The sequence below is a fragment of the Microcystis sp. M_QC_C_20170808_M9Col genome (assembly GCF_007095495.1).
Lineage (GTDB): Bacteria > Cyanobacteriota > Cyanobacteriia > Cyanobacteriales > Microcystaceae > Microcystis > Microcystis aeruginosa.
Window position 1 is genome coordinate 45,820 of sequence record NZ_SFBZ01000082.1, and the last position, 12,918, is coordinate 58,737.

Below are 12,918 nucleotides of genomic sequence, written 5' to 3' on the forward strand. Positions count from 1 at the left end.
AGGATGGGTTAGCGGTAGCGTAACCCATGCGGGCGTTGGGTTTCATGCTTCAACCCAACCTACGTTCATCTTATATTTAATTCCACCCACCCATCGGAATAATTAAAAGTGATAATAGGGGGATTGTACAGTAATTAGGTCATTTTGATAATCTTTCTTGATAGATGGGTATCAACAAGGCTGGTTAGATCAGATAGGAACACCAATCACTCCAACCTCCAGAATATAGCTTAACATTCTCGTATCCGGCTAGGGTAAGGGAAAGGATATTGACACAGGCTGTCACTCCCGAACCACAGTAGAGGATAATTTCTTGATCGCCTTGCCGCTCTTGCCAACGTTGTGTTTGCTGGGCCAGGGGTTGAGAAAAACCCTGACTATCGGTGACTTCCAACCAGGGATAATTAAGCGCCCCCTCGATGTGGCCGGCGATCGGATCGATCGGTTCCCTTTCGCCCCGATAGCGATCGCTTTCCCTGGCATCAATTAACACCACTCCCGCTTGCTCTTTTTGCCTTTTTACCTCCTCGATTGTGACTACCCAATCCTGTTGAACTTGGGGGAGAAAAGCGCCGGTTTTCGGCACAGGTATCTGATTAGAGACGGGATAACCGGCATTTAACCAATTTTGCCAACCACCATCGAGAATGCTGACTCGTTCATGGCCCAGATAACGTAATAACCACCAGAGACGACTGGCAAAGGCAAAACGGGAGGCATCGTAGGCGATCACATGGGTTTCACCAGAAATCACCCCTAAAGAGCTTAATTTAGCGGCTATTGTCTGCGGATTCGGTAAAGGATGACGGCCGCCATGACGGGCAACGGGAGCCGATAAATCGCGATCTAGGTGTAAATAGAAGGAATTTTCAATATGATTGGCTAAATACTCTTGATAACCGAGATCGGGATCATTTAATTGAAAACGACAGTCAATAACCATCAGATCGGGGCGATCGAGATTAGTCACTAACCAACTAGGAGAAACGAGGGGCGCGATCGGATTCATGGCGGGAAAATTGTTTAATAATTAACAGACAGTTGCGCTGATCTTCGCTGCGAGTATAACTGAGTTGATCGGCGATTTTTTGGAGGATCGGCAGTCCTTGCCCATGACCAGAGAAACTATAGTCATGATAGGCGTTTTTCTCGATAAAGTCCTCTAAATCGAAGGCGGAACCCCGATCCCAGATGGAAATTCGCATCTGGGATCGGGTAATCTCGATCTCGATCTCGATCGGGATTTCGGGAGGTAGGTGTCGGTGAGCGTGACGGACTGCATTGGTAAAACCTTCGGCAAGAGCAAGCTGACACTGGAGCCAGTCTTTTTGGGGAATGCCCGCTGGTTCAAGTTGCTCAAAATATTTTAAAACGGTATCTAAGGACTTGAGATCGCTATCTACCTGAAAAGAAATCTTCACCCCCGGCTTACCTCTCCAATGCCTTACGCTAGAAGTTATACCATTTTTCCCAAACTATGACTGATGTGTTAGCTCGATTCTGGATTTAATCCCTGGTTGAGGGACAAGCAAAGTCATCTGTCAGGGAGTCGGGGGTAGGCAGTAAGATTGAGATAATCAAGTCACAAAAAAGATGGTACGAATTCTAGTAATTGATGATGATGGAGTAATTCAAACGTTTTTGAGCCGCGCTTTGCGGAAGGAATACGAGGTTTTTATTGCCAGTGATGGGGAAGAAGGATTAAAGCAAGCGGGGCAACTAAAACCAGCGATGATTATTTGTGATTGGATGATGCCGGGGATCGATGGGTTGGAAGTTTGCCGGCAAATTAAGCTCAATCCCCAACTGTCAACGACTTTTTTTATCCTCTTAACTTCTTTGGGATCGGTGGAGGATCGGGTCAAGGGATTGGATGCGGGGGCAGATGATTTTTTGTGTAAACCGATCGAGATTAATGAGTTAAGAGCGCGCGTGCGGGCGGGAATTCGTTTGCATCAATTAAGTCATGATCTGCAAGCGCAAAAACAATTACTAGAAATGGAGTTAGCGGAAGCGGCGGAATATGTGCGATCGCTGTTACCAGAACCTTTCATTTCTCCAAAACTTGCTATCGATTTTCGCTTCCTTCCTTCTCGTCGATTGGGGGGGGATGGATTTGATTATTATTGGTTAGATAAGGACCATTTGATGTTATATCTTTTAGATGTGGCTGGCCATGGTTTGCGAGCGGCTTTACCTTCCCTTTCGGTGATTAATTTACTCCGTTCTCGTGGTTTAACTCAGGTGAATTACTATCAACCTAATCAGGTTTTACATGGGTTAAATCAAGTTTATCAAATCAGCCCTAAGAATGATAAATATTTTACTATTTGGTACGGAATTTATGATCAGAAACAACAACAGTTAACCTATGCCAGTGCTGGTCATCCCCCGGCAGTTCTCCTGACTCAAAAACCTTTTGGCCAGATGATTGAAACCAGACTGAAAGCCCCCGGTTTTCCCATCGGAATGTTTCCGGAAGCGGAATATATTAATCAGGTTAAATGCCTGAATTTCCCCAGTAGCCTTTATCTTTTTAGCGATGGAATTTACGAGATCGATTGTGTTGATGGTAGGATGTGGGGACTGGAGAACTTTATTCAATCTTTGCGAAATTATCACGGTAATTATGCTAAAAATCTCGATAATTTTATTGAAAAAATTCAAGCTTTACAATTTGATGGTAATTTTAGGGATGATCTTTCGATCATGCAGGTGGATTTTCGTTAATTAACTTCCGAGGATTTTTTGTTCTAATTCTTCTCGGTTATTAAAAATTTCAAAAACTCGATCCATATCGGTCAATTCAAATAACATTTTTATCTGCTCATTAATCGAGCAGATCAATAGTTTACCCCCCGCAGAACGCACGGTTTTTAAGGATAAAACTAGCGCCCCTAAACCAGAACTATCCATAAAGGTGACATTCTTGAAATCAACGATAATAACCTCTGAACCTCCCTGCACGGCTTCGGCAATTTCTTGGCGAAATTGGCCAGCTTGGTTGGCATCTAAAATACCCGATGGTTGAATAACTTTGATGGAAGAACTCATAAAAAAAAGGAAAAATTAAATGTTTTCTACCTGCTCACTCATAACTGCTCGCTGAAATCTGCTGACAGCAGCTAATCTTTAACTATTTTTAACATATTAAGGCCAAGAAAAGCGCAAAATTAAAAATAGGAATTTTTGAAACTGTATGGAAAGTTACGATGTCATCCTCATCGGTGCGGGGCATAATGGTTTAGTTTGTGCCGCCTATCTCCTCAAAGCCGGTTATCGCGTCCTCCTTCTGGAACAGCGTAGCGTACCAGGAGGAGCGGCTACCACAGAAGCGGTTATCCCAGATCTGGCCCCCGATTTTAAGTTTAATCTCTGTGCGATCGATCACGAATTTATCTTTTTAGGACCGGTAATTGAGGAATTAGAGCTAAAACGCCACGGATTAGAGTATTTATTCTTCGATCCTACCGTTTTCTGTCCCCATCCCCCCGGCCAATATTTTCTTTCCTATCGCTCTCTGGAAAAAACTCACGCCGCAATTGCCCAGTTTTGTCCGCGAGATGCCGATCGCTACCTTCAGTTTATCGACTATTGGGGACAGTTGATGAATGCGATTGGGCCTTGGTTTAACGCTCCGCCCCAAGATTTGCTCAGAATCGCCCGCAATTATAACTCTAGTGCCTTAGCTAGTGTCTGGAATGCGATCGGCTCGAAAAAGAAACTGCTCGACTTCATCCGCACGATGATTACTTCCCCCGAAGATGTCCTCAATGAGTGGTTTGAGAGCGAATTTGTGAAAGCACCCCTGGCTCGTCTAGCGGCGGAAATTGGCGCTCCTCCCTCCCAAAAAGGCATTACCTCCGGGATGATGATGATGGCGATGCGTCATTCTCCCGGAGTGGCTCGCCCTCGTGGTGGTACGGGCGCACTAACTGAGGCTCTGGTGAAATGTGTTGTCAGTCTCGGTGGGGTAATTTTAACCGAGCAGAAGGTTAAACAGATTCTAATGGAGGAAGGACAAGCGATCGGGGTTAGAGTGGACTCTGGACAAGAATATCTGGCAAAAGCGGGTGTTATCTCTAATATTGACGCTAGACGAGTCTTTTTACAGTTAGTCGCCCCCGCCGATGTGGATGCCGCCGATCCAGAATTGCGAGAAAGGGTAGAACGGCGAATTGTCAATAACAATGAAACAATTCTTAAAATTGATTGCGCCCTCGCCGAAGCACCAAGGTTCGAGGCTTACGATCACAAAGAGGAGTATTTACAGGGAACGATTCTCATCGCCGATTCCGTGCGTCACGTTGAACAGGCCCACGCTTTAACGATTTTGGGGCAGATTCCCGACGAAAATCCCTCGATGTACCTAGATGTACCCACTATTCTCGATCCCTCCATGGCTCCCCAAGGTAAGCATACCCTCTGGATCGAATTTTTTGCCCCCTATCAGATTGCCGGGGCCGAGGGAACAGGATTAAACGGCACGGGATGGACGGAAGAATTAAAAAATCGCGTGGCCGATCGAGTTCTTGATAAACTGGCCGATTATGCCCCAAATCTCAAATCCGCCATTATTGCCCGTCGGGTGGAAAGTCCGGCCGAATTAGCTAATCGTTTGGGTTCCTATAAAGGTAATTACTATCATCTGGATATGACCTTAGATCAGATGATTTTCCTGCGTCCTTTGCCGGAAATAGCTAACTACAAAACCCCAATTAAAAACCTTTATTTAACTGGGGCAGGAACTCACCCCGGCGGCTCAATTTCGGGAATGCCGGGGCGCAATTGCGCTCAGGTTTTCCTGCGGGATCGAAGCACTTTTCTGCAACGATTATTCAACTAATACTAAATCCGTTGAGTATAGGCTACATATTAGGACAGGCACTCATGCAAAAGGGAGAATAAATAATCAGTTTTTAATAACCGGATTTACTATGACAACAATTTTTGATTTTTGCAGGAGAGCTATCGAGTCGAGGAATACTCGTAGTCTTCGATAATATGGAGAAGTCGCATGGCTGAACTACAGGATTCTTCTAAAATTTCCTGTTTCTCCTGAGAATCATCGATTAAATCTTCAGATACTAGACGCAGAGAACCTAAAAGACTATTAAGACTGCTTCTCGCTTCGTAGGATAAATAAGCTTTTCTTTTTTGCTCATCTTCCCTATTCTTAGAGTCAGCCCCTTTGCTATCACTGAATTGCAGAGCGTGTAAACGGGCATAATGACCACCTTGAGCTAATAATTCCTCATGATTGCCGATTTCTGCCACTTTTCCCTTGTCCAGCACCACAATTTGATAGGCTTTTTGAACTGTGGAAAGACGGTGAGCGATCACAAGAGTAGTCCGCTCGCGACAGAGTTCATCGATCGCTTCCTGTACTAAACGCTCAGAAATTGTATCCAAAGCACTGGTGGCTTCATCGAGAATGAGAATATCCGGATCTCGCAGTAAGGCACGAGCGATCGCTAATCTTTGTTTTTGTCCCCCCGAAAGTCTCACTCCCCGATCGCCAATTTCCGTATCCAGTCCTTCTGGCAGTTTGGAGATAAACTCGTAGGCATTCGCCCTTTTTGTCGCTGCTAAAATTTCTGCATCACTCACATCGCTTAATCCGTAGGCAATATTAAAACGGAGAGAATTATTAAAGAGAAAAGTGTCTTGACTGACTATTCCCATGGCTTTTCTCAGAGATTTGATCTCATAATCCCGTAAATCGTGACCGTCAAAAAGAATCCTCCCGGCTGTAGGATCATAAAAGCGTGGTAATAAATCAGCAATTGTCGATTTTCCCGCCCCCGAAGCACCAACAAGAGCGATCATTTTTCCTTTTGGAATCCAAAGATCGATGCCCTTGAGAACTAATTCTTGATGACCAGGATAGGAAAATTGGACGTTATCAAAATGAATACCTGTCTCTAATCTTTGATAGGGAATAGAGCCATTGCTCATAAATGGTTTATTCTCTCGAATGAGAAAGTCCGCTACCACCTCTACTGCGGAAACATCACCCAATAGACTACTCCTAGCACTGTTAATTTGACTAACTATCGGCAGGGCCCGGAAAAGTACATAGAGATAGGTTAATAAAATCGTCGCTAAAGCTTGGATTTGTTCATTAAAAAGATAACGACCAGCAATGATAATTAAAGCAATAATAATTACCCCACCGATCTCATTGAGCGGAGCGATTACAGCATTATTAATCTGGGCATCTAAACCCGCTTTCTCCCGGGCTTCGATATCTTCCACGATAGATTCTAATTCGTATCTCTCATTGCCTACCGCTTTAATTAGGCGAATTCCCGTTAACAGTTCCAACAGTTTATTAGTTTGCTGTTTAGCCGTTACGGTGATAATCTCTCCAAACTTTTTCGATCTCTTGACAAAGTATTGATTAAGCAGACCTAAAAAGCCACCCAAAACACTTGAAAGAATAGTTAATTGCCAAGAAATTGATAATAAAATAGCTAAGTACATGAAAGCTGTAGCGATAATCTTAATCAGGTTTATGTAATTTCTAATTGATGCTACAGCCCGATTAATCTCCGACATGAAACGATTAAAAATATCTCCTATTTTACTTTTTACATAATAATCTATATCCACTTCTAGCAGCAGAATAACTGAATCAATTCGCATATCTTTTGCCATAATTAAAGACAAGTAAGTGCCTAGCAAATTACTGACAAAATTGGTAATGTGCTTGAGAATTAAAATCAATAATATCGCCGCAAACATCCAGAAAAAACGAGTCTCGACCGAGAAAACCTCGAAAACTGAGAGCAGCTTTTTGATAATTTGGGGGGCATTTTTTAAGATATCATTTTCGGGATTAATAAAAGAAATTAGTAAGGGGATAACTAAAATAGCTCCTACCCCATTAAATATGGTACTGACAAAGCCGATAACAATACTGGAAACCACTAATATCCAGTGTTTCAGCGTATATTTAAGGAGAATTTGCTTAGGATTCATCGCTATAAGTAATAAAGTAAATAGTCAACGGTCAATTATCCTACTCGCTACAATCTAATATTTCCCTTCCAGAGAAGTAATTATGCCAGAGAGAGTTGTCGCCATGGCGGTGGTACTATAGGAGGCGATACAGCGCTCTCTCGCTTTTAGTCCTCGTGCATTAGCCGAGTCGAGATGATTAAAAACTTCTCTAATTATGACAGCTAGTTGCCCTGGCGATCGAGGTTCGACTAAATAGCCAATATCAGCTAAAATTTCGGGAATATCTGCCACTTTAGTGGAAATAATCGGTTTAGCCATCGCCATACCATCGGTGAGTTTAATCGGAAATTGGGCGTTAGCCGTGGCTTCATCCCTCTGGGGAACGATAATAGCATGAGCAGCGGCCACAACTTCCGGCATTCGCTCGAGCGGTTGAGCAGGTAAATGAATTAACCAAGGTTGACCTTTTTCTAGCAAACTATCCAGATAGCCATCCCCGATTTGGCGACCACCGACCACCACCAATTTAAAATCAGGATCACCAATTTGATCTAAAGCGATTAAGACATCTTCTAAACCTTTGTGAGGTCTAGCAGTACCCGGGAACATTAAGACTTTATAGGCAGATAAACCGTATTTTTGACGACAAGCGACAGGATCGTAGAGATTGGGATCGAAAAGTTGCGTATCCTTGCCATTCGGTAAATAAATCCCCCCATAACGCTTTTGCAAAAATTGATTATTAACCGTCACCGCATCGGCGCGGTTAATTAAATTTTCCATCCAACGCAGATAGAGAGGGTGATTCGGGTCCCTAAGCGCACCATTTTTTTTGAGGATATCCCTAGCTAATTGTCGGGGATGAGGACGATAGGACCATCGATCGCCACCAAACCAACTCATTTCCCAATCGTCAATATCGAGAATTAGGGGACGTGGGAAAAAAAAACGTTTCAGTAAACCGATGCCGAAACTGGTGGGACGGGGTTTAACCGCATAGATAATCTCTCCGGAGAGGCGATCGAGTAAAGTTTTGATCTGGCCAAAAAACTGGGGATAATTATTGCCTTTGACCGATACCACCGGTAAATTCCCCGGTGGGGTTGGATAGATTTCCCGGCCAAAAATCGGGCCATAGACCGTCACCTGACAGTTTAGCTGTTGCAAGACTTGAGCAATCAAATAGACTCTTGTGCCACCACCACCGGATAAATCTGGTGCTAAAACAGAGATTTTTTTGTTCATGATCGCCGATCAATCCAGATTATCTAGCACGATAGGAGAATGTTAATCAATGTTAACGTTTTTGTCAATCTTAGGCGAACTTAACATTAATGCCACCGGAGATAGACTAGACAAAGAAAATTAACATATACATTGCCGAGACGACTAACTGAGTAAACATCACTGGTAAACCGTAGCGCAGAAAGGTATGAAAGGTAATTTTGCCCCCGTGTTGTTCAGCGATGCCGGCGGCGACAATATTAGAAGAAGCCCCCACTAAAGTACCATTACCCCCTAGGGTGGCCCCATACATCATCGCGTAGAAAAGCGGTAAAACTTCCGGGGGAAAAGAACCGGCATAATCGGGAGAAAGAACCTCTGTCCCGACTAAATTAACATTAACAAGGTACTGTTTCAGTAGTGGAACCATGGCCACCACTAGGGGAATATTCGGAACTACACTGGAAATAAAACCGACAAAAAACAGCAAGACTAGAGAACCTAAAAAGATATTTTTGCCTAAAATTATCGCCAGAAATCCCGATAAACTATTAACTACACCAGTTTTTTCTAAGCCGCCAATTAGGACAAAAATCGACATAAAAAATAATAGGGTACTCCAGTCCACATCCCGGAGAATATTATGCACCGTATCGATTTTCGATTGCTGGGCTAAAAGTAGGGCTAAAGTTGCCCCCATCAAAGCAACGGCCGCGGGAGCAAGGGGTACGGGAAAAGATTCACCGACGACGAATAAAAATAAGACTAAAAAGACGATAATTCCCCCCAGAGCTAAGACACGAGGATGATTAATTTTCGGATGGGGTAATTCTTCTAAATGCTCGAATTTTGTCCGCCAGATTTTCGGGAATAACCAAGGTAACATAACCAGAATGGTAATCACTGCCAAGGCACCACCTAAACTCAAACGCTGTAGGTATTCCATGAAGGTGATATTAATAGAATCACCGACGATATAAGTAGCGGGATCACCAACAATCGTTAATAACCCGGAACTGTTGGCCACGAAAACCATCAGGATTAAGAGCGGCACAAAATCCACACCGATATCTTGAGCTAAGGGGGGAATCAGCGGGGCTAATAACATCACCGTGGTAGCGTTGGGTAACACCGCACAGATTGGGGTAGTAATGGCGACAATTCCTATTAATAATAATTTGCCCTGTCCCTTGGCTAAAAGCACCATTTGTGCTGCTAAATAATCAAAAATTTTCGTTGGTTCAAAGGCTCTCACTAACACCATTACCCCAAAAAATAGGGCGAGAGTGGCATAACTGCGACTGATATAACCGATCGCCTCCTGGAGAGTCATGATATGGGTAAAAACTAAGATTAAAGCCCCCAGTAAAGCCGCTACGGTAATATGAAGCCACTCGAACATAATCACCACAATGACTGCAATAAAAGTCATTGCAGCAATCCACATTGGTAAAGATTCCAGCATTTTTGATCCTGTTTTTACTTTCGGTTTCTCGATACGACTAAAAGTTTGCCCGAACTATATAGCAAACTCACAAAAAATATGGTTATCTACGGAAAATCTTAAAATTGTTGCGATCGGTGAACCTGCATGAGAATCCCCATATACAATGTCTCCTGTAAGTTATGACTATCAAGTAGTATCAGCGACATAACTGAACCGATCAAGACATTGCTAGGAATGTAGTGATGTTTCAGTCTTCCCCCCCACGCCGACGAAGTTAGCTGACGGGCTAGGATAGAGAGATATCCTTTTCTAGGCTAAAAAATCTAGAAATACGCCCCAAATATGGTTCCTCCGCTCCGAATTTGTCTAGCTAATATCTAGCATAGAAACTTGGATTAGGCTGACTTACTCTATTTAGTCATCCACCATAGCATACTAACCTCAAAAAAAAACGATATAGCTCTATACTAGACCTATCCTGTCGGTTATCCCCCGGGTTGCTAGGATAGAACAATGATAAGCTAATAGCTAACGACTGACCGCCATAGCGGCCACATCAGAAATTTCTATGAATAGAAGACCTCGTTATACTCCTCCCCGATCGCGCGATCGTGATTATGACCGATCCTATGGCGATGACTCCCGCGCTTCGTCCCCCGGAGGCCTATTGGCAAAATTAAACTATGCCATGATCGCCCTGATTGGCGGTATTTTTGTACTAGGGGTGGGTCTCGGTCTGGTATTCAGTTCTACCGCTAATTTTAGCCCCGAAAACGTCGCTTCCCGGGAAGTAATCGATCGCAGCGCCCCCAATGCGGAATTATGCGTGCAATTTGGGGCCAGTGCCATTGTCACCGATTTGCGGGTTTATGTCACTCTTAACCCCTTTAATGTTTTTGTTACCCAACCAGTCATGCAACCCGGTTGCGTTTTGCGACGCAATAACTGGTCAATTTTAGAACAACAAAAATTAGTCGATGGACAGCAGGTACAAAGTTGTAAAAACCGGATGAATACCTTTGGTTATACCGGCCCCTTGGAAGGCAAACCGAAAATCGATTGTATCTTCCAAAATGAAGCTGGGGGTAATCTTTTTGTTAATCCCGCCGGCGCTGTTGGCCCCAGACCAGATACAGATAAATTCTAAACCGGAAAAGATCGTTCTCCTGACTTAAAAGAGGGTGTAGGGTGTGGGGTGTGGGGTGTAGGGAAAGAAACCTCTTTCATCTGTGGGGGTGAAAATTTTTTCATCGGGACTGACTCCTAATTAACTAAGTAGGTGGAGGAATTAAATATAAGATGAACGTAGGTTGGGTTGAAGCATGAAACCCAACACCCGCATAGTTTACGCTACCGCTAACCCATCCTACAAATAATTTTGCCTCCCTACTTACGACAATTTTTGATTTTTACGAGAGGTCTAATGAGTTAGCCATTGGCCCGTAGTCACCACAAAAATTCCGCCAGCTTTTTTTAAAATAGGCTGAACTTTATCGATCAGACGACCAAGTTGTTCGTCACTATTACAAACCGTCATAATGTAGTTACCACTGTAATCACAATCCAAGTCATCACAGGATAAACCTCGATCACCTTTTCCCGAAGTACTGCCAAAGACGGTATAACCGGAAACTCCGACAACATCAAGAACGCTTAAGGTCTCTTCCAGAAGAGCATGACTAACAATTATGTCCACTTTTTTGACAGTTTGTAGGGAAGGATGCGGGGATTCAAACATGGTAGTTAAGTAAAAAAGGTACAAGTGCAAGAGAACAATTTTGACCGGAATTATTTAAAAACCGCCGGGCCTTTTAGACTCCACAGCCAATGATTTTAATCATCTCTAGGTACAGAGGAATACCGATGATGATATTGAAAGGAAAAGTTAAAGCCAAGGCCATAGAAACGTATAAACTAGGATTCGCTTCGGGAACAGTCATTCTCATGGCCGCAGGAACAGCAATATAAGAGGCACTGGCACACAAAACAGCGAATAATAAAGCATTGCCCTGTTCAAATCCGAGAACCTTAGCGATGAGAATCCCCACCATAGCATTGATGACGGGAATGAATACCGCAAAACCGATGAGAAAAGCACCAGTTTTGCCTAATTCGCGAATTCTTTTCGCCGCCACTAATCCCATATCAAGGAGAAAGAAAGTTAAAGCACCATAAAAAATCTCTTGAGTGAAAGGTTCTAATTTTTCCCAGCCTTTTTCCCCCGTCAGCATACCAACCACAACACTACCGACTAAGAGAAATACCGAACCATTTAAAAAGGCTTCATGTAGAACCTTTGACCAAGAAAACGCTTCTTCTTCGCCATTTTTCTCTTTAAAGACTCGCACCAGGATTAAACCCACTACAATCGCCGGCGATTCCATTAAAGCTAAGGCCGCTACCATGTGACCGCCATAGGAAATATGAAGTTTTTCTAAAAAAGAACTGGCGGTGATGAAAGTAACGGCACTAATGGAACCATAGGCTGCGGCGATCGCTGCTGCATTGGCACTATCGAGTTTAATTTTCAGGATAAAGAAAGTGTAAATGGGAACGATGCAAGCCATAACCACAGAGGCAATCAAAGTTAAAGCGATTTGGTTATTGATGCCACTTTCCGCTAGTTCATAACCTCCCTTGAAACCAATCGCCATCAAAAGGTAGAGAGAAAAGAGTTTAGGCAGTGGTTGGGGAATCTCTAGGTCGGATTTAAAAAATACTGCCAGCATTCCCAAGAAAAAGAACAAAACCGGCGGATTGAGAATATTGAACAGGATTAAGCTGCCATCCATAGGTTTGCGTACATTGATTTATTTCAATCTATACTATTCGATTTTGCCAATACTGGGAAAATGTTAAGAACCGGATTAAAACGCTTAACGATGGCCGCCCAAAAAAATTAAGATGGGTGATGTTTCAGTGATCGGTGATCAGTTATCTTGAAACCGTCAGCTTTTCTCCCCTCTCCCCCTCTACAATAATTACTCGCAGCCAGGAATCACTTGGGCTAATATCATACTTTGTGCTTTTTGTCAAAAAAACTTTTTTTTTGCAATAAAACTACACAAAAAAAAGATCATCGTTGTGGGTGAAATTGACTGATTTAACCGTCTTAATTGGGATTACCTTCTAGGTGTGGCAAAGGTTTCAACCATTGCTGCCCAAAAAAGCACAGAATAACCCATTATGAAATTCAGTAAAATCGCTGTAACTATGATAACATCGTTGTTAAATAAAAATCTTTCTCAATTAATTCTTAAGAATTTATAAATATTGCGGAA

General features: G+C 43.1%; 11 protein-coding genes and 1 riboswitch. Of the genes, 3 read left to right on the top strand and 8 right to left on the bottom strand.

What is annotated here, in order from left to right; translation table 11 throughout:
- Window positions 1-184 precede the first annotated feature (184 nt).
- Window positions 185-1,009, bottom strand: coding sequence for a sulfurtransferase (locus tag EWV68_RS05305; RefSeq protein WP_287169074.1), 825 nt, complete (start codon window positions 1,007-1,009; stop codon window positions 185-187).
- Entirely contained in the window at window positions 978-1,421 is a 444-nt protein-coding gene (locus tag EWV68_RS05310; protein ID WP_287169075.1) for an ATP-binding protein, read from the bottom strand. Before EWV68_RS05310 ends, EWV68_RS05305 begins: the two co-directional genes overlap by 32 nt.
- A gap of 172 nt (window positions 1,422-1,593) precedes the next feature.
- Between EWV68_RS05310 and EWV68_RS05315 the strand changes: the two genes are divergently transcribed.
- A complete protein-coding gene (locus tag EWV68_RS05315; protein WP_287169076.1) occupies window positions 1,594-2,730 on the top strand; it encodes a PP2C family protein-serine/threonine phosphatase in 1,137 nt (378 codons plus the stop codon).
- Here the strand turns inward: EWV68_RS05315 and EWV68_RS05320 are convergent, their stop codons facing one another.
- Window positions 2,731-3,054 (bottom strand): STAS domain-containing protein, encoded by a 324-nt coding sequence (locus EWV68_RS05320; RefSeq protein ID WP_287169078.1) that lies wholly within the window; start codon window positions 3,052-3,054, stop codon window positions 2,731-2,733.
- Between the two features lie 145 nt (window positions 3,055-3,199).
- Between EWV68_RS05320 and crtO the strand changes: the two genes are divergently transcribed.
- Complete coding sequence (gene crtO / locus EWV68_RS05325; RefSeq protein ID WP_061430433.1) at window positions 3,200-4,846, top strand: beta-carotene ketolase CrtO; 1,647 nt, start codon at window positions 3,200-3,202, stop codon at window positions 4,844-4,846.
- 122 nt (window positions 4,847-4,968) lie between these two features.
- Here the strand turns inward: crtO and EWV68_RS05330 are convergent, their stop codons facing one another.
- The 3 genes from EWV68_RS05330 to EWV68_RS05340 all read right to left on the bottom strand — a co-directional run bounded on the left by EWV68_RS05330 (window position 4,969) and on the right by EWV68_RS05340 (window position 9,655).
- A complete protein-coding gene (locus tag EWV68_RS05330; RefSeq protein ID WP_287169080.1) occupies window positions 4,969-6,984 on the bottom strand; it encodes an ABC transporter ATP-binding protein in 2,016 nt (671 codons plus the stop codon).
- Window positions 6,985-7,038: 54 nt separating this feature from the next.
- The gene (locus EWV68_RS05335) at window positions 7,039-8,211 is read right to left on the bottom strand and encodes a glycosyltransferase (protein WP_061430431.1); all 1,173 of its coding nucleotides are present in this window, start codon (window positions 8,209-8,211) and stop codon (window positions 7,039-7,041) included.
- Between the two features lie 106 nt (window positions 8,212-8,317).
- Window positions 8,318-9,655 (bottom strand): ArsB/NhaD family transporter, encoded by a 1,338-nt coding sequence (locus EWV68_RS05340; protein WP_061430430.1) that lies wholly within the window; start codon window positions 9,653-9,655, stop codon window positions 8,318-8,320.
- A gap of 230 nt (window positions 9,656-9,885) precedes the next feature.
- Window positions 9,886-10,015, bottom strand: a riboswitch (cyclic di-AMP (ydaO/yuaA leader).
- A 190-nt stretch (window positions 10,016-10,205) separates the two neighbouring features.
- Between EWV68_RS05340 and EWV68_RS05345 the strand changes: the two genes are divergently transcribed.
- Entirely contained in the window at window positions 10,206-10,784 is a 579-nt protein-coding gene (locus EWV68_RS05345) for a DUF3172 domain-containing protein (protein ID WP_002733879.1), read from the top strand.
- A 273-nt stretch (window positions 10,785-11,057) separates the two neighbouring features.
- Here EWV68_RS05345 and EWV68_RS05350 read toward each other — a convergent pair whose 3' ends face one another.
- Window positions 11,058-11,375 carry a P-II family nitrogen regulator gene (locus EWV68_RS05350; protein WP_287169082.1) on the bottom strand — a complete coding sequence of 106 codons (318 nt, stop codon included), beginning with the start codon at window positions 11,373-11,375 and terminating at the stop codon, window positions 11,058-11,060.
- 73 nt (window positions 11,376-11,448) lie between these two features.
- Entirely contained in the window at window positions 11,449-12,429 is a 981-nt protein-coding gene (locus EWV68_RS05355) for a sodium-dependent bicarbonate transport family permease (protein WP_061430428.1), read from the bottom strand.
- Window positions 12,430-12,918 lie beyond the last annotated feature (489 nt).

What these genes read in the sequence shown, in the direction of transcription:
- EWV68_RS05305 (WP_287169074.1), bottom strand. Translation starts at nt 1,009, where the DNA reads ATGAATCCGATCGCGCCCCTCGTTTCTCCTAGTTGGTTAGTGACTAAT.
- EWV68_RS05315 (WP_287169076.1), top strand. Translation starts at nt 1,594, where the DNA reads ATGGTACGAATTCTAGTAATTGATGATGATGGAGTAATTCAAACGTTT.
- EWV68_RS05320 (WP_287169078.1), bottom strand. Translation starts at nt 3,054, where the DNA reads ATGAGTTCTTCCATCAAAGTTATTCAACCATCGGGTATTTTAGATGCC.
- crtO (WP_061430433.1), top strand. Translation starts at nt 3,200, where the DNA reads ATGGAAAGTTACGATGTCATCCTCATCGGTGCGGGGCATAATGGTTTA.
- EWV68_RS05330 (WP_287169080.1), bottom strand. Translation starts at nt 6,984, where the DNA reads ATGAATCCTAAGCAAATTCTCCTTAAATATACGCTGAAACACTGGATA.
- EWV68_RS05335 (WP_061430431.1), bottom strand. Translation starts at nt 8,211, where the DNA reads ATGAACAAAAAAATCTCTGTTTTAGCACCAGATTTATCCGGTGGTGGT.
- EWV68_RS05340 (WP_061430430.1), bottom strand. Translation starts at nt 9,655, where the DNA reads ATGCTGGAATCTTTACCAATGTGGATTGCTGCAATGACTTTTATTGCA.
- EWV68_RS05345 (WP_002733879.1), top strand. Translation starts at nt 10,206, where the DNA reads ATGAATAGAAGACCTCGTTATACTCCTCCCCGATCGCGCGATCGTGAT.
- EWV68_RS05350 (WP_287169082.1), bottom strand. Translation starts at nt 11,375, where the DNA reads ATGTTTGAATCCCCGCATCCTTCCCTACAAACTGTCAAAAAAGTGGAC.
- EWV68_RS05355 (WP_061430428.1), bottom strand. Translation starts at nt 12,429, where the DNA reads ATGGATGGCAGCTTAATCCTGTTCAATATTCTCAATCCGCCGGTTTTG.